Annotated in this window: 33 protein-coding genes; 32 read left to right on the top strand and 1 reads right to left on the bottom strand. The window is 64.9% G+C overall.

Annotated elements, in window-relative coordinates:
• Positions 1-47: 47 nt before the first annotated feature.
• From HMPREF0591_RS12040 to HMPREF0591_RS12030, 3 genes are all read left to right on the top strand, one after another.
• The gene (locus HMPREF0591_RS12040) at positions 48-938 is read left to right on the top strand and encodes a YqaJ viral recombinase family protein (RefSeq protein ID WP_007168825.1); all 891 of its coding nucleotides are present in this window, start codon (positions 48-50) and stop codon (positions 936-938) included.
• Positions 935-1906: a hypothetical protein gene (locus HMPREF0591_RS33885; RefSeq protein WP_007168824.1), complete on the top strand. Its 972-nt coding sequence runs from the start codon at positions 935-937 to the stop codon at positions 1904-1906. The genes HMPREF0591_RS12040 and HMPREF0591_RS33885 overlap by 4 nt, the downstream gene beginning before the upstream one ends.
• 145 nt (positions 1907-2051) lie before the next feature.
• A complete protein-coding gene (locus tag HMPREF0591_RS12030; RefSeq protein ID WP_007168823.1) occupies positions 2052-2483 on the top strand; it encodes a DUF7171 family protein in 432 nt (143 codons plus the stop codon).
• A gap of 240 nt (positions 2484-2723) precedes the next feature.
• Here the strand turns inward: HMPREF0591_RS12030 and HMPREF0591_RS33445 are convergent, their stop codons facing one another.
• On the bottom strand, positions 2724-3305 hold the full coding sequence (locus tag HMPREF0591_RS33445; RefSeq protein ID WP_007168822.1) for a hypothetical protein: 582 nt from the start codon (positions 3303-3305) through the stop codon (positions 2724-2726).
• A 76-nt stretch (positions 3306-3381) separates the two neighbouring features.
• On the opposite strand from HMPREF0591_RS33445, the gene HMPREF0591_RS12025 reads away from it, so the two are divergent.
• The 29 genes from HMPREF0591_RS12025 to HMPREF0591_RS33875 all read left to right on the top strand — a co-directional run.
• On the top strand, positions 3382-3924 hold the full coding sequence (locus tag HMPREF0591_RS12025) for a DUF6745 domain-containing protein (RefSeq protein WP_007168821.1): 543 nt from the start codon (positions 3382-3384) through the stop codon (positions 3922-3924).
• 35 nt (positions 3925-3959) lie between these two features.
• Positions 3960-4370 (top strand): hypothetical protein, encoded by a 411-nt coding sequence (locus tag HMPREF0591_RS12020; RefSeq protein WP_007168820.1) that lies wholly within the window; start codon positions 3960-3962, stop codon positions 4368-4370.
• Positions 4371-4445: 75 nt separating this feature from the next.
• On the top strand, positions 4446-4694 hold the full coding sequence (locus HMPREF0591_RS12015; protein ID WP_007168819.1) for a hypothetical protein: 249 nt from the start codon (positions 4446-4448) through the stop codon (positions 4692-4694).
• Positions 4687-4845 (top strand): hypothetical protein, encoded by a 159-nt coding sequence (locus tag HMPREF0591_RS32300; protein WP_157137500.1) that lies wholly within the window; start codon positions 4687-4689, stop codon positions 4843-4845. Before HMPREF0591_RS12015 ends, HMPREF0591_RS32300 begins: the two co-directional genes overlap by 8 nt.
• Positions 4846-5676: an HNH endonuclease gene (locus tag HMPREF0591_RS12010; protein ID WP_007168818.1), complete on the top strand. Its 831-nt coding sequence runs from the start codon at positions 4846-4848 to the stop codon at positions 5674-5676. It abuts the gene before it with no gap.
• Positions 5669-6562 (top strand): hypothetical protein, encoded by an 894-nt coding sequence (locus HMPREF0591_RS12005; protein ID WP_007168817.1) that lies wholly within the window; start codon positions 5669-5671, stop codon positions 6560-6562. Before HMPREF0591_RS12010 ends, HMPREF0591_RS12005 begins: the two co-directional genes overlap by 8 nt.
• On the top strand, positions 6559-7176 hold the full coding sequence (locus HMPREF0591_RS12000; RefSeq protein ID WP_007168816.1) for a RuvC family protein: 618 nt from the start codon (positions 6559-6561) through the stop codon (positions 7174-7176). Before HMPREF0591_RS12005 ends, HMPREF0591_RS12000 begins: the two co-directional genes overlap by 4 nt.
• Entirely contained in the window at positions 7173-7502 is a 330-nt protein-coding gene (locus HMPREF0591_RS11995; RefSeq protein WP_007168815.1) for a hypothetical protein, read from the top strand. Before HMPREF0591_RS12000 ends, HMPREF0591_RS11995 begins: the two co-directional genes overlap by 4 nt.
• Complete coding sequence (locus HMPREF0591_RS11990) at positions 7502-8380, top strand: DUF1922 domain-containing protein (RefSeq protein ID WP_007168814.1); 879 nt, start codon at positions 7502-7504, stop codon at positions 8378-8380. The genes HMPREF0591_RS11995 and HMPREF0591_RS11990 overlap by 1 nt, the downstream gene beginning before the upstream one ends.
• Positions 8381-8424: 44 nt before the next feature.
• On the top strand, positions 8425-8664 hold the full coding sequence (locus HMPREF0591_RS11985) for a hypothetical protein (protein WP_007168813.1): 240 nt from the start codon (positions 8425-8427) through the stop codon (positions 8662-8664).
• Positions 8665-8978: 314 nt separating this feature from the next.
• Positions 8979-9311, top strand: coding sequence for an HNH endonuclease (locus HMPREF0591_RS30915; protein WP_007168811.1), 333 nt, complete (start codon positions 8979-8981; stop codon positions 9309-9311).
• 9 nt (positions 9312-9320) lie between these two features.
• Entirely contained in the window at positions 9321-9596 is a 276-nt protein-coding gene (locus tag HMPREF0591_RS32295; protein ID WP_007168810.1) for a hypothetical protein, read from the top strand.
• A gap of 378 nt (positions 9597-9974) precedes the next feature.
• Positions 9975-10451 (top strand): phage terminase small subunit P27 family, encoded by a 477-nt coding sequence (locus HMPREF0591_RS11970; RefSeq protein WP_244268880.1) that lies wholly within the window; start codon positions 9975-9977, stop codon positions 10449-10451.
• A 175-nt stretch (positions 10452-10626) separates the two neighbouring features.
• Positions 10627-12189, top strand: coding sequence for a terminase large subunit (locus tag HMPREF0591_RS11965; RefSeq protein ID WP_007168808.1), 1563 nt, complete (start codon positions 10627-10629; stop codon positions 12187-12189).
• Complete coding sequence (locus HMPREF0591_RS11960) at positions 12182-12394, top strand: hypothetical protein (RefSeq protein WP_040622376.1); 213 nt, start codon at positions 12182-12184, stop codon at positions 12392-12394. Before HMPREF0591_RS11965 ends, HMPREF0591_RS11960 begins: the two co-directional genes overlap by 8 nt.
• 2 nt (positions 12395-12396) lie before the next feature.
• Complete coding sequence (locus HMPREF0591_RS11955) at positions 12397-13689, top strand: phage portal protein (protein WP_007168806.1); 1293 nt, start codon at positions 12397-12399, stop codon at positions 13687-13689.
• On the top strand, positions 13686-14894 hold the full coding sequence (locus HMPREF0591_RS33880) for an HK97 family phage prohead protease (protein WP_007168805.1): 1209 nt from the start codon (positions 13686-13688) through the stop codon (positions 14892-14894). Before HMPREF0591_RS11955 ends, HMPREF0591_RS33880 begins: the two co-directional genes overlap by 4 nt.
• Before the next feature lie 28 nt (positions 14895-14922).
• Positions 14923-16236: a phage major capsid protein gene (locus HMPREF0591_RS11945; RefSeq protein ID WP_007168804.1), complete on the top strand. Its 1314-nt coding sequence runs from the start codon at positions 14923-14925 to the stop codon at positions 16234-16236.
• 68 nt (positions 16237-16304) lie between these two features.
• On the top strand, positions 16305-16484 hold the full coding sequence (locus HMPREF0591_RS11940) for a hypothetical protein (protein WP_007168803.1): 180 nt from the start codon (positions 16305-16307) through the stop codon (positions 16482-16484).
• Positions 16477-16992, top strand: a complete 516-nt coding sequence (locus HMPREF0591_RS11935; protein WP_007168802.1) for a hypothetical protein — start codon at positions 16477-16479, stop codon at positions 16990-16992. Before HMPREF0591_RS11940 ends, HMPREF0591_RS11935 begins: the two co-directional genes overlap by 8 nt.
• Positions 16989-17303 carry a hypothetical protein gene (locus HMPREF0591_RS11930; RefSeq protein WP_007168801.1) on the top strand — a complete coding sequence of 105 codons (315 nt, stop codon included), beginning with the start codon at positions 16989-16991 and terminating at the stop codon, positions 17301-17303. The genes HMPREF0591_RS11935 and HMPREF0591_RS11930 overlap by 4 nt, the downstream gene beginning before the upstream one ends.
• The gene (locus HMPREF0591_RS11925) at positions 17300-17605 is read left to right on the top strand and encodes a hypothetical protein (RefSeq protein WP_007168800.1); all 306 of its coding nucleotides are present in this window, start codon (positions 17300-17302) and stop codon (positions 17603-17605) included. Before HMPREF0591_RS11930 ends, HMPREF0591_RS11925 begins: the two co-directional genes overlap by 4 nt.
• Positions 17602-17985, top strand: a complete 384-nt coding sequence (locus tag HMPREF0591_RS11920) for a hypothetical protein (RefSeq protein WP_007168799.1) — start codon at positions 17602-17604, stop codon at positions 17983-17985. The genes HMPREF0591_RS11925 and HMPREF0591_RS11920 overlap by 4 nt, the downstream gene beginning before the upstream one ends.
• Before the next feature lie 78 nt (positions 17986-18063).
• On the top strand, positions 18064-18876 hold the full coding sequence (locus HMPREF0591_RS11915) for an SANT/Myb-like DNA-binding domain-containing protein (protein WP_007168798.1): 813 nt from the start codon (positions 18064-18066) through the stop codon (positions 18874-18876).
• A gap of 4 nt (positions 18877-18880) precedes the next feature.
• A complete protein-coding gene (locus HMPREF0591_RS11910) occupies positions 18881-19171 on the top strand; it encodes a hypothetical protein (RefSeq protein WP_007168797.1) in 291 nt (96 codons plus the stop codon).
• Positions 19172-19362: 191 nt separating this feature from the next.
• Positions 19363-19557, top strand: a complete 195-nt coding sequence (locus HMPREF0591_RS11905) for a hypothetical protein (protein ID WP_157137498.1) — start codon at positions 19363-19365, stop codon at positions 19555-19557.
• A 6-nt stretch (positions 19558-19563) separates the two neighbouring features.
• Entirely contained in the window at positions 19564-21870 is a 2307-nt protein-coding gene (locus HMPREF0591_RS11900; RefSeq protein ID WP_007168795.1) for a hypothetical protein, read from the top strand.
• A gap of 4 nt (positions 21871-21874) precedes the next feature.
• A complete protein-coding gene (locus HMPREF0591_RS11895) occupies positions 21875-23281 on the top strand; it encodes a hypothetical protein (RefSeq protein WP_007168794.1) in 1407 nt (468 codons plus the stop codon).
• Positions 23278-23954, top strand: a 677-nt coding sequence (locus tag HMPREF0591_RS33875) for a Gp37-like protein (RefSeq protein ID WP_007168793.1), incomplete at its 3' end; no start/stop codon positions are given. The genes HMPREF0591_RS11895 and HMPREF0591_RS33875, both read left to right, overlap by 4 nt.

Here is a 23954-nt window from a genome sequence, read left to right as displayed (position 1 = left end):
GAGCCTCAGAGCTACGCCGACGTCATGTCTGCAGATGGGACGCGGCTATGACCACCCTGCAAATCGAGCCCGGTTCCGCCGAGTGGCAACGCGTCATTACCCCATCGAAAGTCGCCGCGATCCTCGGTGTCTCGCGGTGGGAGTCCCCATACCGGCTGTGGCATCGACTCAAAGGCCTGACACCGCCGGAGCCGCCGAAAGACATCTTCGACCTCGGCCACGACTTCGAGCCGGCGATGGCTGCGATCTGGCGGCGCCGTAACCCCGGCTGGCAGCTCTCGCCCGGCGAGGTCCAGGTGATCGCGCCGGACAAGTTCGGCTACCCCGCCGCCGCCACCCTCGACCGCCGCGCGCGCCGCGGCCGGGCCCGCAAGGTGATCGAGTTCAAAACAGCCCGCCACCTTGAGGATTGGGGCGATTTCTTCACCGACCAAGCCCCCGCCGACTATGTGGCACAGATCCTCGCGCAGATGGCCTACACCGGCTACACCAAACACCCCGCCGAACTGCTGGTGCTGGGACCGTATTTCGAGGCGCACACCTACGTCATCCACTACGACCCCAGTGTCGTCGCGGCAATCCACAAGCGGTGCACCGAATTCTGGCACTCGCTGAAAGGCAACGAGCCACCGGACTTGGACGACTCAGTTGCGACCTACGAATGTGTCCGCGAACTGCACCCCGACATCAACAAGGGCGAAACCGTTGAAGTCCCAGACGAACTCGCATGGCACGTCCTGCAATTCGATGCCGACATGAAAGCGAACACTACCTGCCTGCGTGGCGCCAAGACCCAACTTCTCGACCTGATGGGGAACGCCCAATACGCCGTATGCCGCGACGTCAAGATCGCCGACCGTCGCCCACACGCCCGCGGTGTCGCACTCAACCTCGCCACCAAGAACCTTCACGACCTAGTTGAAAGGCAAGCCACATGACCGTCGAACACGCCAACGAGATCGAGATCCTGCCCGCCGCGCGGCCCGCGCACAACGAAGCCATCGGCCAGCTGATGGCGCACGCGCAGGCGATGACCGCGGCCAAGCAGCTCGGCGACGCGCTGGCCGGAACCGACATGGTGCCCGCCGACTACAAAGGTAAGCCCGGCAACGCCGCCGCCGCCATCCTCTACGGGGCCGAGCTCGGCCTGAATCCGATCCAGTCGCTGCAACAGATCTTTGTCGTCCAAGGTAAACCGGCCATTTACGCCCGCACCGCCGTGGCGTTGGTGAAGCGGCACGGCATCCTCGTCGAAACGCTGTCGTCGACGAACGATTCGGTGACCGTGCGCGCGACCGACCCGCGCACAAGCCAGGTCGAAGAGTCCACCTGGGACATCGGCCGCGCCGAGCAAGCGAAGTACACCAGCAACGCCAAGTACAAGACCGACCCGCAGGCGATGCTCTACGCCAAGGCCGCGATGGAAGTGTGCCGCAAGATCGCCCCGGACATCCTGCTCGGGATCCCGTACGCGCGCGAAGAACTGGACCTTGAGGTGGCTCCGCAGCGTGTTCGGTCCGAGCGTGTTGCCCGCGGGGTCGACGGACTGCGCGCCGCCATCGGAAACCCGGTGGACGACCAACCGCAACGCGCCTCAGAAAATCGTCCAGAACCGGAAACGCAGCAGGTCAGCCGAGTCGGCCAAGTGGACGACAACACCGCCGGCTACGACGCCGACGATCCGTCCGACGAGCCGGGAATCACGCGGGCACAGCTGCAGAAACTCTCGATCCTGCGGCAACACGAAGGCTACGCCGACACTGACGAAGGCCGCGCCGACTGGTTCCAATGGGTCGAATCGAACGTCGCCCGACGCGTCGGCAGCAACAAGGAGCTGTCGAAAGCCGAAGCCCACGTGTTGATCGACGTCCTCGAATCCGCGCAAGCCCAAGACGGCCGGCGATGACAGACCTGGCCGGGCCGCGTCAACGCGCGCTGACACCTGACGTGAAGGCAGCACCACGACCCGCGAACTCCTACGCGGCGAGTGCTGACCTGCGCGGCCCGGCCAGCCCCACCAAAACCCCACGCACCGAAAGGAACCCACGCACATGGCTCTAATCACCGACCCGCCTATCGACCTGCCCACCACCAACGCGCTCGACGACATCCCCGACGACCTGCTCGACACCCCGGCCGCCTACCTCGCGTTCGGCTCAACACCCTGTGCCATGGACGAACCCCCCGCGGTCGGCGAGGTCCGCACCTACATCGTCCGCGCGCGCTGCACCGCCGAACACGGGCCGATCGAACGCAAAGACGGCGAAATGCGCTACACCCGCACCCTCACGATTCAGGCGTGCTGGGAAGCGGGCAAGCAGCCACCTAACACCGACGACAACCAGCCCGGCCTGTTCGACGAAGCCGGCGACGTGAATCCCGAGGCCGTCGACGACGAGCACCAGGATGACGAGGACGCCGAAGACGAAGCGGGCGACGACATCAGCCCCGCATTCAGCCACAGCGACGACGAGAGCGAATAGGTACATGGCCCCACGCAAAAAACTCACCGAACTCACACCGCAACAGCACGCCCGGATGGCCTCATTCGCCCAGGAATGGATCGAATACGGCTGGCGCACACAACCCCTCACCGAAGAGGAATGGGCGGTTTGGGAGACCGGCGCCCGAAAATGCTACGAATACGCCGGCATTCCGTGGCCCGGTGTCGTCGTCCGCGTGTCATCACCGCTCGTGGGTGCTTTCGCCGCGCCGATTGCTGGTCACATCCTCGACGAAATCGCCAAGGGTAACGGGGACTCGGTCTGGGACTCGGTCAGGGACTCGGTCTGGGCCTCGGTCTGGGACTCGGTCGGGGCCTCGGTCGGGGCCTCGGTCTGGGCCTCGGTCGGGGACTCGGTCTGGGCCTCGGTCGGGGACTCGGTCTGGGCCTCGGTCGGGGACTCGGTCGGGGCCTCGGTCGGGGCCTCGGTCTGGGCCTCGGTCTGGGACTCGGTCAGGGACTCGGTCTGGGCCTCGGTCGGGGACTCGGTCAGGGCCTCGGTCGGGGACTCGGTCTGGGACTCGGTCAGGGCCTCGGTCAGGGCCTCGGTCAGGGACTCGGTCGGGGACTCGGTCTGGGACTCGGTCGGGGACTCGGTCGGGGACTCGGTCAGGGCCTCGGTCGGGGACTCGGTCTGGGACTCGGTCAGGGCCTCGGTCAGGGCCTCGGTCAGGGACTCGGTCGGGGACTCGGTCTGGGACTCGGTCGGGGACTCGGTCAGGGCCTCGGTCAGGGCCTCGGTCAGGGACCGCTGGTCGCAATATTTCTCGCGACACAGCTGGGCTGACTGGTGCGCCTTCATCTCCTACTTCCGCGACGTCACCGAACTTCAACTCGACCAAGACATCTGGGACCGCGCCCGAGCCTGCGAAGACGCCATGTCCGCCGGCTACTGGTGGCCAACACGCGCCTTCATCATGGTCTGCGACCTGCCCAGCGCGCTCCACATCGAATCCGCCGGCGGTCGTAACCGTCTCCACTGCGAGACCGGGCCCGCTGTGCAGTGGGCAGATGGCTGGGGCGTTTATTCCTGGCACGGCACGCGTGTCCCTGCTGACCTGATCGAAAAAGGTTGGGACGTCGAGCGGATCATGGCCGAACGCAACACCGAGATCCGCCGCTGCGCGATCGAGAAAATGGGCTGGGATCAATTCGTCACCTCGGCCGGCATGAAACTCGCGGACGAAGCCCCTGACCCCGGTAATCCCGGGCAGCTGCTACGTCTCTACGACGTGCCACGCGACGTCCTAGACCTTCCCGTCCGGGTCCTCGTGGCGCACAACGCGACCCGTGAACGCGACGGTACACGCCACACCTTCGGACTCACCATCCCCACCGATTGCCGCACCGCGATCGCCGCCGCGGCATGGACCTTCGACCTCACCGAGCGTGAGTACAAGGAACTGGCCCGCGCAACCTAAGCCCCGGCCAAATCACACAGAAAGGGAAATACACCATGGCAACAACCACCCAGATGATCGAGGCCACCGGCGTCGACGTCGTCACCGCAACCGACCTCGCTGACGTCGACATCCCCGTGTTGGCCGGTGTGCAGCGCCAGGGCGACGTCCTCGTCCGGCCCGTGCAGGGGACAGCCAAGACGCCCGTACCGACCAAAGGAACTCCTGTCGTGCGCGGCGAGTCCGGCGGCAACACCCACGCCATCTACGCCGCCGACGGCCCGGTCTACTGCGACGTGAACGCCGGATCAGCGCGCGACCTCCGCGTCGCGTTGCTGTCAGTGCCCGAAGGATCAACCGCCTACCTCGCCCACCCCGAGCACGGCTACATGGGCATCGCACCCGGCAGCTACGAGATCCGCCGGCAACGCGAGATGGCCGAAGAAAACCGCATGGTCGCCGACTAACCATCCCTTACGCGTGGCCGCGGCGACACCCCTTCAGGCCGCGGCCACGCCACCCCCAAGCGGAGGCACCCCTTCATGACCGACCAGCTCCACTACCGCGGCGACCACCGACAGTTTGATCCCGACAACATCGTCGGGCCCGACCAGTTCGGCGCGTTCTACCGGGCGGTCGCGGCCGAATACGACCCCGTAGCCGACCGCACCAGCCTGCACCTGCAAGTTGTGCCACCGGCCGAGCTGCAGCAGCGGATGGTCGACGCCCTGCCCACGATCCAGGAACTCACCACCGCCGCGGCCCGCGTCATGGCGACATTCGGTGTCTAAGGAATCCAAACCCCGCGATCGGTGGGCGCAAGTCTTCTCAGCCGCCACCGACCGCAAAGGCTTCTGCGTGGGCTGCGGCTACTACCACGCCGTGCACAACACCCACCGCGCCGACTGCACCGCACAACCACCACAGGAGGAGAGCAGCTGAATGGCCGTATCGAAACGGCTCAGATTCGAGATCCTGCGCCGCGACAACCACACCTGCCGCTACTGCGGAGTCACCGCACCCGACGCGAAACTCACTGTCGACCATGTCATCCCAGAAGCATTGGGCGGCAGCGACGATCCGAGCAACCTCGTCGCCGCGTGCGGTGACTGCAACGGCGGCAAATCGTCGATGCCGGCCGACGCCGCACTCGTCGCTGACGTCGCCGGAGACGCGATGCGATGGGCCGCAGCTATGCGCCAGGCCGCCGAAGAGATCGCGGCCGAAGACGACGCGATCGAACGCATCCTTGACGCCTTCTACGACGCCTGGCAGCCCTATTGGATACCGGCCGATTGGTCATCGAGCGTAGTGACGTTCATCCGCGCGGGGCTGAGCCAAGACACGCTGCTCTACCTCGCCGACACAGCACGGCGTAAACGCGGCCTCGGCGACCGCTGGGCCTACTTCTGCGGCTGCTGCTGGAAACGGATACGCCAGATGCAAGACCGGGCCGCAGAACTCGTCGGGAGCCCTCTACAAGACAGCCCACGCGCGCGGCTGCTCGGAACGATCTGGACCGGAGACGAACTCAAACAGCACTTCGACGCGAACTACCAGAACGCGCTCAGCTGGTACGACGAAAAGCAGCTCGCGTCGATTCTCAACTGCAAGCACCGCGAATCGGGCGCCTACTGCGGAGATCCCGTCTGTCGCATGGAAATCGCGACGGCGCTCTACTACTGCGCACTCGAACGCGAGGGCGCGGCCTTCAACCGCACCGACCGAGACAACGCAGTCCTAGACGAAGCGGAGGCACTACTCGATGGCTAACGCGGCCGGGCTGCTCAAAGAGTCCATCTGGCGCGACAAGGAATTCCGCGCCCTCCCGCGCACCGCGCAGGCAACCTACGCCCAGCTGATCAGCCAGAAAGAACTCGACCGGGCCGGGGTCCAGCCGCTTCAGGTCGCCAAGTGGACCAAGGGCTGCGACGCCGTCACCGCCGAGGACTTCACCGCGGACCTGAATGTGTTGGAACGCCACCGATTCGTGTTCGTCGACGAAGACACCGACGAGCTGTTTATCCGGTCCTACATGCGGCACTGCGAGGTCGCGCGGTATCCGAATATCCTGAAGAACGCGCTGCGGTGCGCCGGCATGGTGGCCTCCGAGAAGATCCGGTTCGAGCTAGCGAAGGAACTACGGCGCCTGCACAAAGCAGATGCGGACAGGGTCGCGGACCAGATCGAGCCGGAAACCGTTCCCGAACCGTTGAACCGTTCCGGAACCGAACAGAACCCTACGCAAACCCTTCCCGAAACCGTTCCCGAACCCTTAAACGGTTCCCGAACCCTTCGCGAACCCCAGGGATATGGATCTGGATCTGGATATCTCACCTTGGGAAATACTCAAGTTGGGGAGGGCCCGACCGAAAATCCCAACGCCGACGAACCATCCTCAGCCGACCCCAACGAGCCCCCACCCGAAACCTGCGCCAAACACCGAAACGACCCCGACCCGGCACCATGCGGCTCGTGCGCCGGATACCGCCGACGCCGCGAGCGCTGGCTTGAACAGCACACCGAACGGCAAGCCGATCTGCGTGCCGGGTTCTGGACCAGCGTCCGTGAATGCCCGCACTGCGACGACCGCGGCATGGTCGACGACGACACCGCGGTGCACCGCTGCACCGAACACGACTGGCGCGTGATCGCGTGATCGTCGCCGGGATCGACCCGTCGTTGACCAATACGGGCATCGCGGTCCTGCACAACGGCCAGCCGATGCTGCTGCGGTCGATCGGCCACGGCACGCTCTCCGTCCGCAGCTACGCCCACCGCAGTGATCGGATCGTCGCCGAATGCCGCGCGGTGATGGCAGTCCTCGCCGACGAATGCGATGAGCGGAACACGCTGCGCGCGGCACGCAGCCGAATCGACCTGGCGGTGATTGAGGGTCCGGCGTACGGCGCGTGCAACGCATCCACGCACGACGGCTCCGGCCTCTGGTGGGGACTGTATTCGACGCTGCGCGCCCGACGCATCCCGATCGTCGTCGTCGCCCCCACCACCCGCGCGAAATGGGCCACAGGCAAAGGGAACGCCGACAAACGCGCCATCCTGACCACCGTCCGCTCCTGGTGGCCGAACACGCACATCGCCAACCACGACCAAGCCGACGCGCTCGTCCTCGCCGCGATCGGCGCATTCCACCACGGCGACCCCATGCCCTTCGCGATCCGACCCCAGCACCACAACCGCCTGAAAGCAGCCCAATGGCCCTCAGTTTCATGCGTGAAACCGGAACCACCGCAAGTAGGAACGCCGCGATGACCTCCGTCGAACTACGCGTTGTCAACGATCGCGATGTGGAATGTGACTGGGGCATCGTCGAATACCCCAACCCCCAACCACACCTTGATCGAGTCGGGCACCTCATGCTCACCGCAGCCGACTACGTCACCCAGCTGCTCACCGCCGGCCCAGCTACACGCCTCGACGAGGACGGTCGCATCGACAGCGCAACCACCACCGACGGCCGACGCTTCGTCCACACCGAGTACAAAGGCCACCGCTGGACATGGGAGCTCTTCGACGCCCACTGGTGGGACGGCATCACAAACGGCCACGACTGGCTGATCGGAAGGTGGCCCGACTAATGATCAACTGCCAGAACTGCGGACGCCCCGCCCAGCTCTACCTCTGCAACGACTGCACCACACAGCTAGAGAACATGCTCGACCAAATCCCAAGCCTCACAGAAGAACTCGACACTCGCATCCAAAAACTAGACCGCATCCACCACGGGACCATCGGCCGCAACCGCCGCCCCGACGAACTCAACATCATGGACTTCGACGCCGCCGAAATCGCACGCAAACTCCGAAACACCCTGCTAAACCTCATCACCGACATCGCCCAAAGACACACCGGACGCACACCACCCGCCCTCAACACAGTCACCACCGCCAACCTCGCCCGCTGGCTCCAAGCGAACACCGCAGCCATCGCACGCCTCGACATCGCCGGCCACACCTACCGCACCATCGCCCAACTCGTCGGCCCAGACCAACGCAGCGGCGACCTCATCCGCGCCATCGACCGCCACGAACGCCACTTCGCCGGCACCTGCCCCACCACCCGCGGCCACTACCCCGACGGCGACCCCATCGAATGCGGAACCATGCTCTACGCCGACACCGACAACCGCACCACCACCTGCCCCGAATGCGGCCAAACCATCGACGTCGAAAAAAACCAACGCGAGACCGCCAAATCCCGCGACCTCCGCACCACCACCGAAATCCTCGAGCTCCTCACCAACATCGACGAACCCGTCGACCCCAACCAACTCGACCGATGGATCACCGCCCGCCGGCTGCGCACCATGGGCTGGCGACACGACGGCGCCCTCGTCAAAGCCCGCGTCAACGAACACAGCGAAGCCCTCTACAGCCTGAAACGCGCCCAGAAACTGCGCCGCCGAGACGAACAACTCCAACGCATCAGACGACAAGTCAAAGCCCACCAAAACTGACGCAGCGCATGGTTTATCGGCCAACAATCACAGGAGCCACAGTGATGGATCATCGAGAGGACACCATGAGCATGGTTCACGATGTCAAGATCGGGCAGTCCGTCCGCATCCAGGATTCCGACGGCGAGTGGCACGATGCCGTAGCAGACAGCGGAGTTGAGGGAACGCATCACGGCGGTGGGCGCAAAGTCCACGACTTCCCGATCATCTGGGTCAAATCGCGCGGCAACGACGGCAAGATGCACCGGATGCCCTGGCCCATCGAGCACGTGGCGGTTACCTGACGTAATGGACAGCGTTATCGGTGCAAGGAACGAACGCAATCCCACCAAGCGTTATCTCAGCACACCCGAAAGGCACATGCCGACCAGGTCCCCGAACACGAAAGAGATCCCCCGAATGCGCGAGTTCTTCACTGGCATGGCGTTCACCGCCGGCGTCCTCGGCGCCTACCTCGGCGCCGTCGGCATCCTCGTGAAAACGTTTTCATGGCTCGCCGATTACCCAATCTGGTAGCGACAATCCGATAGCCGACCGCGCTTACACACCAGAATGGGCGCGCTCACCTGCTACTATCCGAATCTGAGGGGGCAGAGCCATGCCTAGCGCCCCTCCCCGCGTCTGCAACAGGTGCAAACAACCCGCCCCTAAAGGCCACCCCTGCCAGTGCAAACCAGCCTGGGAAGGCAGCACACACGCCTCGTCCAACGACCGACGATGGCAAGCAGTCCGCGACAACCAACTCCGCGAACACCCCTACTGCCAATGGCACGAAGGCTGCCAGCGCCTGGCTGACGTCGTCGACCACGTCACGCCACTCGCCGAAGGCGGCGACCGCTACGACCCGAACAACCTGCAATCCCTCTGCGACCCCCACCACGACCAGAAGACCACGCAAGACGCGTTGCGAGGCAAGACCAGAGCGAGGTGAGCAAAGCCAGTGACCGAACTCCTACCAACCCAACCACCCTGCGGCATCTGCGTCACCCACGCCCTAGCCCGCGGCATCGACTTCAGCGCCCTCAACGGCACCCAGCTCGCCGACGGCACCGAACTACACCCCGCGATAACGGTCATAGCCGGTACCAACGTCTGCTGGTACCACGCCCTGCCCACACTCACCGACCTCGGCCGCGCCACCCTGACCAGGACACTCGATGACTCCCCCGCTGCTGCCGGCCCGCCAGCAAACCCAGCAAACAAGGCCAGCGCATGACCACCGCTGCAGCAAACACCTGGGCAACGCCAGCAAACAATCACCACCTGCCAGCAAACAACCAGCCCCCTACGCCTGCCTTACCCCGTAGGGGGGTTCACATCGCTGACCAGCACAAACGCGCGACCCGCCGCGGTAGGCAAGCATTTTTCTGCACAAAACTGCTGGTAGGGGGGCTATTTCGGACACGCGCCATGCCTACCCAGCAAACAAGTGCCATTTTCGCTGGTAGTGGGGCCATTTTGGGTGTTGTCAGGCTGCTTCTGCAGCTAATCCGACCTCTGCGGCGGCAAACCCTGCAGGTCAGCCAGCAAATATCGGCCTTGCGCCAGCAAACATTGGCGGTGTGCGGTGGCTAGGCCCCCTCAGCCAGCAAACTTGCTGCTGCTGAACGGGCGCGGTGAGGGGAAGGACTCAGCCGGCCGTCCGGTCGCGCCGCCTCCGGCGTTCAAGCGGTTGGCGCCGAATCCGCCCTCGTGGATGTCCCGTGAGGCGAAGGCCGAGTGGAAGCGCATTGTGCCTGGTCTGACGCGTTTGGACCTGGTCAAACCCGAGGATCGGGCGGCGTTGACCGCTTACTGCGAGCTCTGGTCACGGTGGGTGACGGCGACGCGCGACATCGTGGCGAATGGCCAGGTGGTGCGGAACAAGTCGGTGAAGAAGGACGGCACCGAGTCGGTGTGGTACACGAAGAATCCGTCGGTGGCGGTTGCTGAGCAGGCGGAGACGCGGCTGCGGCAGTTTGCTAACGATTTTGGGTTGACGCCGGCGGGTGAGCGGAACGTGTCGAAGCGGGATGACGATCGTGGCGAGCACGAGGCGAACCCGTTCGCGGGCGCCGTCGGCGACGACTGACGAGCCGGATAATGGCTGGTCAGACGCTGATTTTGGTGAGCTGAAGCTCAGCCCCGAGGTTGCCTGGTATCTGCGGTCGCGCGGGTATGGTGTTCCGGACTGTCCGCCGCTGATTAAGACGCCGGAGCCGCGGGATGTTGCTGGGGCCAGGTTTGATCCGGAGCGTGTCGATCGGGTGATCGCGGCGTTTCGGCAGCTGCGGCACACGAAGGGTCGTTTCGCCGGGCAGCGTTTCGATCCGGACATATGGCAGGTTGCCTACCTGATCGCGCCGGTGGCCGGCTGGGTGCACAAGTCGCCGGATTCGGGCAACTGGGTGCGGATCATCACGATCGCGTACTTCGAGGAGCCGAGGAAGAACGGCAAGACGACGACGGCGGCCGGGTTCGGGATCTACCTGACGGCTGCGGATGGTGAGTTCGGCGCCCAGGTAGTGGCGGCGGCGACGACTAAGGATCAGGCCGGGTTCGTTTTCGAGCCGATCCGGCAGCTGGTGAATAAAAGTCCTGGTCTGAAGCGTCACATGCGGGCGCTGAAGCATCGGATCACGCACGCGGCCAGTGGGAGCTACTTCCAGCCGATCGCGAACGCGGGGGACGCGCAGCACGGCGCGGACATTCACGGCGCGATCGTCGACGAGCTGCACCTGCACAAGGACATGGCGCTGATCGAGGCGCTCGAGACCGGTACCGGTTCGCGTGAGCAGCCGTTGATCATCTACATCACGACGGCGGACGCGGGCCGGCGGCACACGCCGTACGACCAGAAGCGGACGCTGATCGAGCAGCTCGCGAGGGGTGTGCTGAAGCGGCCGACGACGTACGGCGTGGTGTTCGCTGCGGAGAAGGCGGACGATCCGTTCGCCGAGGAGACGTGGCGCAAGGCGAACCCTGGCTATGGGATCTCGCCGACAAAGCGCGCGATGATCGAGGCCGCGGAGAAGGCGAAGGATTCGCCGGCCGAGCTCGCGCGGTTCCTGCGGCTGCATCTGGGGATCCGGACGAAGCAGGAGACGCGGTACCTCGATGTCGAGGACTGGGACGTCAATGCGGCGATGATCGATCTGACCCGGTTGAAGGGCCGGGAGTGCTTCGGCGGCCTGGACCTCGGCGCGACGAGCGACCTCACGGCGGCGGTGTGGGTGTTCCCGGACGGGGATGCGTTCGACGTGGTGATGCGGTGCTGGGCGCCGGAGGACAGCCTGCCGGACCTCAACCAGCGCACGGCGGACGCGGCGACGGACTGGGTGAAGCAGGGCTGGTTGACGCTGACTCCGGGCAACGTGACGGACTACGACTTCGTCGAGGCGCAGATCAACCGGGATCGGGACGAGTTCCTGGTCCAAGAGGTCGCGTACGACCGGTGGAACGCGCAGCAGCTGGTCAATGACCTGATGAATGACGGGGCGCCGATGATCACGATGGGTCAGGGGTTCGCGTCGATGTCGGCGCCGACGAAGGATCTTCAGCGGCTGATCAAGGTCGGCGCCCGAGTGGACGACGACGGGCGGCCGGTGAAACCGATCATCCGGCACGGCGGTAATCCGCTGCTGCGGTGGATGGTGGACAACTTCGCGGTGGCGATGGACCCCGCGGGAAATGTGAAGCCGGACAAGGCGAATGCCGGCGACAAGATCGACGGCGTGGTGGCGCTGATCATGGCGCTTTCCCGGGCAATTGCTGCGCGTGAAGCTGAAGGTACGAGCGCATACGAGGACGAAGGGCTGATGATTGTTTAACCGCCATCCCGGCCTGAACCGGGAAGTGCTCTACTCGCTGTTCTCCGGAACGGGGATCTCCGGTGTCTTGGTGAAGGTCGCCGGGCCGCGGCTGATCCTGCGCGGCTGCGAGATTCACGAACCGGGCGAACAGCCGGCCAAGGCCGACGGAGAGATCGTGATCCACGAGGCAAACGTCGACTACTTCCAGATCGTGGGCAGCTGACCGTGGCCTTTGTCGTGTCCGAAGGCACCGTGCAGTCGGTGTCGCGGCCGAACGGGGCGTGGTCCTCGTCGTCGGTCAGGCGAATCCAGTTGTCGCCGTGGCTGGCAATGGACTATTTCGAGATTTGGCGGACACAGCCGTCGGTGCGGCGCACGGTGTCGTTCCTGGCGCGGAACATCGCCCAGCTGAGCATCCACCTATTCGAGCGGAAGGGTGACACCGACCGGGCGCGGTTGACGGACCATCCGTTGGCGCTGCTACTCGGGCAGCCGAACAGCTTCACAACGAAGTACCGGTTCCTCAACGCGCTGGTATCGGATTTCGCGATCTACGACGTCGCATACTGGTGGAAGATCAAGGGCGGCAAGCTGATTCACCTACCAGCTCCGCTGATCACACCTAAAGGCGACAACTGGCTCACGCCGGACGTCTTCGAATTCCAAGGTCAGCGGGCTAAGCAGACGATCCCACGGGACCAGGTGCTGTACTTCCGGGGGTACGGCGGTATCGCAGATGTCGGCGAGTCACCGCTTGAGTCGCTGCGGCAGATCCTCCGCGAGGACTGGACGGCGTCGCAACTGCGCGAGCAGGTGATGAACAACGGCGCCCGGCACTCGGGAGTCATCTCACGGCCGAAGGATGCCCCGAAGTGGTCGGACGACGCGCGCAAGCGGTTCAAGGAGGATTGGCAGCAGAAGTACGCCGGCGCCCTTGCCTCTGAAGGCGGAGGTACGCCGATCCTCGAGGACGGCATGACGTGGGCGGGCGCGTCGCAGACGGCGAAAGAACTGCAGTACGTCGAAAGCCGCAAGCTGACCGACGAAGAGGTCACCCGGTCGTACTTCATCCCGCCGCCAATGATCGGGATCTTGGATCATGCGACGTTCGCGAATATCGAAGAGCAGCACCGAATGCTGTACCAAGACACCCTGGGCCCGTGGCTGACGATGATTCAGGACGAGATCGCGCTGCAGTTGATCCCGGACTTCGAACCCGTCAAGCCGGAGCGGTTCTACGTGGAGTTCAACATCCGCGAGAAGCTGACCGGTAATTTCGAGCAGCGCGCCGCGGTGATGCAGCCGGCGATCGGCGGGCCGTGGCTGACGATCAACGAGGGCCGCGCGCTGGATAACCGGCCGCCGATCGAGGGCGGCGACGAACTGATCCGTCCGCTGAATGTCACCCAGAACGGTGACCAGGCGCCGATCCCGGCCGACGACGGATCGGACGTCGCCGGCGGCGGGATGAAGCCGACCCAGAAGCCGCCCGCTGAAGAGGACGACGAGACCGAGTGACGATCACGGTCGTCGTTGGGCCACCGTGCGGCGGCAAGTCGTCGTACGTGCGAGAAGAGGCGAAAGGCGGCGACGTCGTTGTCGACTTCGACGCGCTCGCCGCTGCGCTCGGTTCTTCATCGCCGCACGACGCGCCGGCAGATATCAAGCGCGTCGCGCACGCGGCTCGGTCGGCGGCCATCGAGACCATCCTGGCCGACGACATCGAGGCCGACGCGTGGATCATCCACAGCTCGCCGAAGGCCGAGTGGCTCGACCGTTACTCCGAGGCCGGCGCGGTTATCAAGACCATCAACCCCGGCATCGACACCTGCCTGGAACGCGCAGCTACCGATCAGCGACCGGACTGGACGGCGGCCGCGATCGAACGCTGGTACGCCGACACCGCTGAAAAGCAGCCGCTCCCAAGGAGGACGAAAACGATGCTCACGAAGAACACCCCAGCTCAGGCGGTCAACGTCAAGGCGGGGCCCGAAGACGGGCTCAAGGAGGGCGAATTCATCGTCTACCCTTCGACGTTCACCAAGACGCCGGACAGCTACGGCGACGTCGTGGCACCGGGCGCGTTCCTCAAGACCATCGCGACCTGGAAGAACTCCGGCAACACGCTGCCCGGACTGTTCGGGCATCGGATGGACGACCCGGACTTCTGGGTCGCCGGCGCCACCGACATGGGCGAGGACGAACACGGATGGTGGGTGAAGGGCGAATTCGACCTGGATTCGCCGAAGGGTAAGCAGGTCTACCGCCTCGTCAAGGGCCGCCGGCTCAACCAGCTGTCCTTCGCCTACGACGTCATTGACGAGGCGGGCATTGAGCTCGAGGGCGGACAGAAGGCCAACGAGCTCCGCGAGCTCAAGGTCTACGAATTCTCGTTCGTGCCGGTCGGCGCGAACCAGGACACCTCGGTCGTGGCGGTGAAGTCGATCGTCGACACCGTCGTCGAGGACATCAAGGCTGGGCGCGTGCTGTCGTCCAAAAACGAGTCCGAGCTACGGGCTGCGCACGAATCAATCGGGCGCGTGCTCTCGGCACTCGACAGCACATCAGACGAGGAGAAGGCCAACGAGCCTGACGCGTCTCGCCAAGCCCCGGAGGCGGATACGCCCGAGGGTGAGCCCCGTGAGGCCAGTCAGAAGTCGTCCGTCGACCCCTCGGCGTTGCTGAACGCGATCACGGCATCACTCGACGTCGAGTTCGCTTAACCACCAACAACTCCGAAGGAGAAAGCGCATGAGCGCACGTTTGGTCGCCCTCAAGGAACGGGCGGATCACGAGTCGAAGACGGCCCGCGAGGTCGCCGAGAAGGCGCAGGCCGAGGGCCGCGAGATGAGCGAGGAGGAGGCTGACGTCTACAAGAAGTCGATGACCTCTCTCGTCGAGATCCTCGACGCCGTCAAGACGGTCAAGGCCGATGAGGCCATCCTGGACCAGGCCAAGGCGTTCGGCGCTGAGGCCGGCGTTCCGGATGCGCCCGAGCTGAAGGCGCGCGTCAAGTCCCTGGGACTCGAGGTCGTTGAGTCGGCGCAGTTCAAGTCGATGATGAAGGGCTTCACGACCAGCGAGGGCGGGATCAGCGTCCCGAGCAAGGCGCGGGTGCAGTCCGACCCGATTCCGATCAAGTCGCTGTTCACCGGCGCCAGCTCGACATCGGCCGGCGCGTTCGTCGTCAACGATCGCACCGACATCGTCGAGATGCTCGGCCGCAAGCCGCTCACGATCCGGAATCTGGTGAGCAATCGCCGGACCACCTCGGACACCGTCGAGTTCGTGCAGGAAACCAGCCACACGAACAACGCCGCGGTGGTCGCGGAGGCGACGAGCTCGGCGGCGCCGACCCTGCCCGCGCTGGATGGCAACTCGCTGGCAGCCGGCGCGCAGCTGGTCAACAACCCGGGTGGCGGCTACAAGCCTGAGGGTGCGTGGGCGTTCGCGGTCGTGCAGGCGGTCGTGAAGACGATCGCCGAGTGGGTGCCGGCCACGAAGCGGGCCTTGGCCGACTGGGCGGCCCTGCAAGGCCTGATCGACGACGAACTGCGGCTCGACGTGCTCGAGACTGAGGAGAACCAGATCCTCAACGGCGACGGCAGCGGTGAGAACTTCACCGGCATCAACAACACGTCTGGTATCCAGACCCAGGCGTGGTCGACCGACTTCTTCACCACGACCCGCAAGGCCCTGACCCTGGCGCGCACAGTCGGCCGGGTGAATCCCACCGCGTGGGTGTTCAACCCGACCGACGGCGAAATGATCGACCTGTTGAAGGACGGTGAAAACCGGTACTACAACGGCGGTCCTTTCGCGGCCGGCGGGAAGACGCTGTGGGGTATCCCGTGGACCGAGTCGGAGTCGCAGGCGGCCGGCACCGGCCTGCTCGGCCACTACGGCAAGGCGGTCATCTGGGACCGCGAGCAGACGACGGTCACGATGTCGGACAGCCATGCCGACTTCTTCGTCCGAAACCTGATCGCGATCCTCGCCGAAGAGCGGCTGGCGTTCGGCGTCACCCGCCCCAAGGCGTTCGTCCAGGTCGCGACACACAGCTAGTGGCCCTGATCGGCGTGACGGGCGGTCAGACTTGGCCGCCCGTCACACCCGCACAAGGAGGCGGACCGTTGAAGAAGTACAAGACCACGGTCAACGGCGTTGAGACGACGCTGTTGCTCAACGATGCGGACGCGAAGGCTATGGGCCTCAAGGCTTCCGACGAGGACAAGCCCGCACCGAAGGCGGCCAAGGCGCCGGCCAACAAGTCGCGCACCCCGGCGAACAAGTCCGCAGAGGGCGATGCCTGATCCGACGCCCGAGGACGCCGCGCGGTCCGCCGCGCGGCGTTTCTGCGGCTGGCACGTCACCCCCGTCCGCGAGGACGACGAGGTGACGCTCGACGGGCCGGGATCGGTGCTGCTGGTACTGCCGACGCTGCGGCTGATCAAGCTGACATCCGTGGTGGAGAACGGTGTCGAGCTGGACGTGGACACCGATCTTTTCGTGTCGGCGCGCGGCCTGGTCCGCAAGAGGTGCGGTGCCTGGTGGTCGAGGAACTACGGGTCGATCGTCGTCACCATGACCCATGGCTTCCCCGCCGACGTCGACGCCGACGACAACGAACCCAACGCAGCCGACTTCAATGCGGCCGTGGCATCGATCGCGGGGCGGTCACCGCTGGCCACCACCACCAAAGGCCGGGTGAAGGCGGTCGGCCCGTTTCAGTATTACGACGAGGCGATGGCCACCGGGTCGGCGTTCACCGTCGTCGAGCGGGCGCTGCTCGAGCAGTACCGGCTGGAAAGCGCGCCGTGACCGAGCAGGTGATCCGGCACCGCGGTGCGTTTCGCGACGAGAACGGAAAATGGAACCCCGGATCCGACGATCCGCTGGACGCGATCGCCGTGGCCCCCGGCGTCTACCCCGCGCCGCAGTCGCAGAGCAGAACCAGCACCGGCCGCCGCGGCGAAGACCTCGGTGCCGTCGTCTACTTCCCGCTGGGAACAGACCTGACCGACGACGATGAGCTCACCGTGCGGGACACGCGGTACCGGATCGTCGTCAACGTCTGGGAGATGAATGGCCAGGGTGGCCTCGAAGTGGCCTGTTCGGCGGGTATGGGATGACGAGCAGCGAAATCGGGTTCCACTTGGACTTGGCCGGCGGCGCCGAGGTGCTCAAGGAGACCGCGGCCGAGCTGGTTGGAGAGATCGCGGCGAAGGTCGCGGCGGCGGCCGGCCCGGACGCGACCGTGACGCAGAAGGTTACGGACCGTTCCCGGGCGAGCGTGCGTGTGCCTTCCGATCAGCAGGCCAAGGATGGTGTGTTGAGCCGCGCGGCCACCGCGGTGGGGCTCGAGGTGGTGCAATATCCGCGTACCGGCGGGAAGGGTCGGACACGCAACTCCCGGGCCAAAGGCAAGAAATGACCTTCACGCCCGTCGACGTTCCGCAGCTGATCAAAGATTGTCTGAAGAACGATCTGCCGCCGGATTTCCCAGAGCTGTCCGTGGTGCTGGAATTCCCCGCCGACTGGACACTGGGGTCCGATCCCGTACTAGTCATCGCCGATGACGGCGGCACAGTGTGGAAGGCGTCGACGACGACTGCTATCCGCATGACGTCGTGGACGTCGGGACGGGACCGCACGTACGTGCACGCCGCGGTAGCGCGCTTGTTGGCGGGGAAGATTCCCGGGGTCGCGGCGATCGTTCCGGGTTCGGTGTCCGGGGTATTGGAATCCCGGGATGAGTCGACTGGCGGTGACCTCGCCTCAGTCATTGTGCGGGCCCGTGCCCGTACACAGTAAACGCGGCCTGCCGCGCCTTCAGCCCCGACCCAAGCCCTGGGCCGGGCATTTTGATCCCTTGAAGGAGGGAAGAATCCCATGACCCAAACCATCAACCCGGAATTGACGACGATTCCAGACGAGGCAGAGGTGTGGTACCTGCCGGCGGAAGGCGTCGACGACATCTCCACCTACATGCCCACCAACCCCGACGCCGACCTCGACGAACTCGGCTGGGAAGAAGTCGGCCTCATCGACGACCAGAAGGGCATTCCGCTCGACCCGAGTGGCGATGTCAAGGAATACGACGCGTTCGGCCACCCGGCGTTCCGCGTCAAGTTCTTCAAGGGCAAGCTCAAGTCCGGTTTCACCGCGCTCGAGTGGAACTCGATCACCCGGAAGTTCGTGCTGCCCGGATCATCGGACAACAAGATCGGCAAGCCGCAGAACGTGCAGGGCTACCTGCTGTACCGCTTCGTCGACGAGGACACCACCGTCGTCTGGGTGCAGCTGCGGCCAGCGCTGCTCGAGCTGAAGTCGCACGGCGGCATCATCCAGGGCGAGCTGTCGTTCGCCGAGATGACGGTCCACCATACCGCGGACGCCAACGGCGACGTCTTCCAGCGCATCGACGCGAGCTCCGATGACGTGACGAAGACGTTCACCATCGGCACGGGCGTGACGGCGTACACCGCGACGGTCGGCGCGAACACCACGCCGTCGCTGTCGACGCTGACCGCGGCGGCCCTGCAGACCGCGTTGCGGGCCCTGGCGAGCGTGCAGGCGCTCCCGACGCCCGGCGCCACTGTCACCGGTTCCGGCGGTGCGCCGGGCAGCCTGTCGGTGGTGTTCACCGCATCCCCAGGTTCGGTGTCCGCGTCGGGTACCGGCGGCACTGTGAGCGTCGCTTAAGTACATGGCAACTGTCTCGGAGTCGAAGAAGACGAAGTCGTCGGCGGCCAAAGCGCGGGAAGCTGAGGCCGCCGACGATTGCGTGGTCATCGAGCAGTGCGGCGTGACGCTGCATGTGCCGGTGCATAACGTGCCGATCGACGCGATGGAAGCCGCGCGCGCTGGGGACGATTACGGCGCCACCAAAGCGCTGCTCGGCGAGGAACAGTGGAACGCGCTGCGCGGCGCTGGTGCTGGATCTCGTGACCTCCGCGAGCTCGGCGACAAGATCCGGGCGGCAACCCAGGGAAACTAGTCGGCCTCTACGAGCTGCTCGACGAGCACGGCGGCGCGATAGAGGCAGACCTACTGCGGGACTACGACGTAGACCTCCTCGACTTCTACCGCGGGCGCTTATCCCCGAGGAGGCTGACATCGCTGATCGAAGGGCTTACCCCGACGTCGGCCACCGCCCGTTCGATGAACAGTGGCCAGCCAGTGTGGTCGTTGACCGACGACCTGCTCGCGGACGTGTGGGTGGCGATAGTGCGGGCGAACTCGCCGAAGAATTCGCTGCCGCAGGACTTTGATCATCCGCTGCGCACCACGAGATCAATCGCCGCGAAGAATCGCCGCGCCGCGGAACTCAAGGCGCGGCAGCAGAAACGCAGAAACGCACGGGCGCAGGGACGAAGGAGGTGATCGGACATGGCGGATAAATCAATCGGTTACGCTGTCTTGCAGATCATTCCGAGTCTCAAGGGTGTCTCGGACGCGATCAATAAGGAGATCACCGGGAAGCCGATCACGGTCACGATTGACCCGCAGATCGACCCGAAGACGATCGACAAGGCCGTTCAGGACTCGGTTAAGAAGTCGTCGAAGCCACCGGAGATTGAGCTTCAGCCGAAGGTCGAGGCGAAGAAGGTCGACAAGGCTGTTCAGGATTCGGTCAAGAAGTCGAAGCCGCCCGAGATCAAAATCGAGCCGAAGGTCGACGAGTCGAAGACGAAGAAGGTCGGCGACTCGCTGAAGGACATCATCACCGACGCGGTTCGGGATGCCGGTTGGGAAGTCGACGATCTCGTCCAGGAAGCCGCGAAGAAGGTTGGCGGCAAGATCGGCCAGGTCATCGGCGATAGCCGGGTCGGGCATTGGGTCCAGGACGTCGCGGAGAAAGTTCAAGATGTCCGCGATCGCGTGTCGGCGGCGACCGATGGCTTCGGCCACATGTCCGATGCGATTGGCGCGCTGAAGTCCGGTGACGCGGCTAGCGGGCTAAACGGGATCTCGAACGCGCTCAACGCGATCGGCCAGTCTAGCGCGGGCAGCACGATAGCGACGATCGCGAACGAAGTCGCGCCGCTACAGACACAGTTCTATGCGCTGAAGGACGGGATCTCCGGCGTCGGTTCGATGATCGAAACGCTCGCGTCCGGATCGGAGCGCTACGGCGGGAAGTTCGCCGCGCTCGGGGCCGCCGTGTCGGAGTTCGCCGGCCCGCTCGCGATGGCCGCCGCCGCGGCCGCCGGCGTCGCGTGGGGACTGAATCAGATCGCGCAGGCTCCCGACCCGACGAAGGGCTTTCAGAGTCCGATCCGCGGACACGAAGGGGCGCCGGTGATTCCGGTCCCCGGTTCGGCGCCGCTCGTCGTGACGCCGCCGGCCCCGCCGGGAACGCATTACGTCCAGACGCCGGGCTCACTGGATCCGTTCGCGGCGCTGCTGCCGGCCGGATCGGCTCCGCCGCCGACTGCGGCCGCCGTGCTTCCTCCGTCCGGCGTGGTCCCGGACATGACGCGCTTCATGCATCCCGACATGCCGGGCAACGCTGGCGGCGGGCTTATTTCGGGTCCGGGCTCGGGCACGTCTGATTCGATCCTCGGCTGGCCGGCGATGGTCCGCGTTTCGAATAAAGAGTTCGTCACCAACGCCGAAGACACCCAGAAGAACCTGCCGCTATTGCACGCCGTGAATTCCGGTGCGCCCCTGTGGGATTGGATGAAAAGCATTCCTGGATTCGATGGTGGCGGCCTCGTATCTGGCCCCGACGTTTCCGCAGCACAGTCACTGGTTGGTGCGCCGTACAACCAACAGACCCGCTATGACTGCTCGGGAACGGTGGCGCGCGTCATCGACCGCGCGCTCGGCCTGCCGGAAACCGGACTCATGTCGACGAAGAACGCCGCTGACTGGCTCGCCGCCCGCGGGTTCAAGCAGGGCCTCGGTAGCCTGGGGCAGATCTCGGTGGGCTGGTATGACCACGGTCCCGGCCCGAATGACGGCCACATGGCCATGACCTTGTCGGACGGTCGCAACGCCGAATCGGGTGGCTCGCACGGCAACTTCCTCGTGGGTGCTGGCGCGGCGGGTGCCAGCAGCCCGCAGTTCGACCAGCACATGTACCTGCCGACGCTGTTCGGCGAAGGCCCCGCCGGCGGCATAGGCGGCTTGCCTTCCAGCGCGGCAGCAGCGCCCGGAGGCGGCGGGGCGAGCACCATCAGCAGTGGCATCGGATCCGGCGGTGGACTGTTCGGTGGTGGAAGCCTCGGTGTTCCGGCGTCGCTGTCGGGGTTTGGCTCATTCTTCGGGCAGGCACTCGGCCAAATCCCCGGGCAGTTCGCCGGCCAGCAGCCGGGCGGTAATGCTGCGCTCGGTGATCTCGGCAACCTCGGTGCCGCGGCCGGCTCGTTCATCGACGGGCAGGTGTCGTCGGCGCTTGGCGTGTTCGGTGTACCCAGCACGCCGGGGTGGCTGAAGGGCATCTCGCAGCTCATCGGCGGGATCAGCATCGGCGGCGGCGGTGGCTCGATGCCGTCCCCAATGGGCGGTACCGGTGACGTCGTGAACAAGAATCTCAGCCCCGGAGGAAATGGTTTGCGAAACCTGGGCAGCAATGGGCAGCAGCGGCCTGGCCCGACATACAACATCTATGCCCGTGACACCGAGGACGCCTTCGTGAAGTCGCAACGCCTTGAGCAGCAGAAGGCCGCAGCGAAACTGGACAGGTTCTAGCTAGATGGCTGTATCGACGATCACCCTGACATCGACGAACGGTGATTCGGTTGTGGTGTCCGCGCCGAACGATGACTACCTGGCTGATGACATCGTGCTCGACACCGACCCGAAAGGCATGTACGACGTCGGCTTCACGACGCGCACACAGTCCGGGGCGTTCGAAATCGGTGGCCGCATCGCCGGCGAGCAAGTCCCGATCCGTGAACCGATCCTGCCGTTCTGGCTGACCAAAGCCAGCCGGCCGCGTTTCCAACGCCTGTGGGGAACACCGTACAACTTCCAGAAAGTGACGTGCACCTGGGACGGTCCATCGGGCCCTCGGTCGCTAACACTGAAGCTGTCCAAGGAGATTGAGTACACCACCGACGAAGGATTCGACGCCGACCTGAACGACGTCTACCACGCCGTGGTGTCCGCGCTGGCGGTCAACCCCATGTACGAATCCCCAGCGACTACCGCATCGTGGGTCAACCCCGGCAACTTCACGGTGTTCATCTCATCGAAGTCCGGCGCGTATACGCTGTCCTACGTCGACGCGAACGGCACTCAGACCACGTCGTCACTCCCAGTCGGCTCGAGCATCACGTCGATCCAGACCGCCCTTGAAGGACTGTCGAACCTCGGTGCCGGGAACGTCACTGTCACAGGTGATCCCGCGCAGTTCACTGTCCAAACCCCGATCACCTGCCCGGGTAACCTGACTGTCGACGGCGGCGGGCTGGCACCGATCGCGTTCTCCATCACCATCGGCACGCTGAACTTCACAATCTCGGTCGGCGGGGAAACCACAACGCCGATCTCGTTCCTGGCGTCGGCCTCGACGATTCAGCAGGCCCTTGAGCAGCTTTCGACCGTCGGCACTGATGGTGTCACGGTCGCGGGCACGTTCTTCGGGCATGTGCTGCAGTTCGCGTCCGGCCCTTTGAGCAACGTCATCGTGGCTCTGTTCACCGGGCAGGCGTTCGCGGCATATGACGCCGCCCGGGTGGTCGCGAACCCCAACACCGGCTGGTTCGACGTATGGAACCCCACCGACCAGGCGCTCTGGCTTGAGTGGGTATTCGACCCAGCGCAGCAATGGCAGTTCCCGGACTTCTCCTTCGGCCAGGAACGGAAGTGGGGCCGCGACCCGGGCGCAGATGCGGCGCGGATGATCGTGACACCTGAACTTACGCAGATACTTTCAGTGATGTCCGACCCGTACATGGACACCTACGTCAACGCGGACCTGTCGAACGCGGCCGGCCTGTTCAACGGTGTCGAGCCCGTGTACATGGTGCCGCCATACACGGCGTCCGAGGATGACCCGGTGATGATGCCCGTGATTTGCCAAGGCCCGTGCGGCGCAACAGCAACCCTACTGCAGCACCGATTCTGGTCGGCCGAGTCAGGTCTTGAGCTGACATGACGCTCTACGCCTACGCCGAGCCATTCACCGGCACCGATCACGACGACTTCGCCGCGTGGGCCCGCGAGCTCCGCGAATACCGCGTCGAGCGATCCTTCGACCGGCCCGCCATCAAACTCTACGACGGCGACTGGATATACCGCGGAACCGTCTACGGAGAACTCTCCGGGCACCTTGAGCAAAACGTCAACGAAACAGGCACTTTCGAACTCACCCTTCCTATCGACCTCGACAATCCACGGCGCACCTGGGCCGCGTTCTGGGCCCTCGATGAGGACGCCCGCGGCACCACGAACATTCACGTCATCATCGAAACAATGGGCGCGCGCATCGGCGGCCGGATGAACCCCAAAGAAGGTGTCACCGTCAAGCGCGACAAAGAAGGCGACACCGTCACCATCAAGTTCCTCGACGACATCGAGGAGCTGAAATACGTTTACACAGCTGGTAATCCGTTCCTGCCGTTGAGCCTGATCCAGCAGCCGAAAGCGTGGATGCTGTACCTTGAGGCCGACTACGCGATCCTCCTCACGATGGCAGCCAACCTCATCAGGTTGCAGCTGACCAACATCGACGTCGCTGACCTCCTGAGAATCCTCGACCCGGCGAACTGGACAATCGAAGGTGTCGTCGACATCCTGCTGAACATCTGGCAGGAATCCCAGATCGTCAT

The organism is Mycobacterium parascrofulaceum ATCC BAA-614, assembly GCF_000164135.1.
Classification (GTDB): domain Bacteria; phylum Actinomycetota; class Actinomycetes; order Mycobacteriales; family Mycobacteriaceae; genus Mycobacterium; species Mycobacterium parascrofulaceum.
This window is presented reverse-complemented; position numbering and strand designations above follow the sequence as displayed.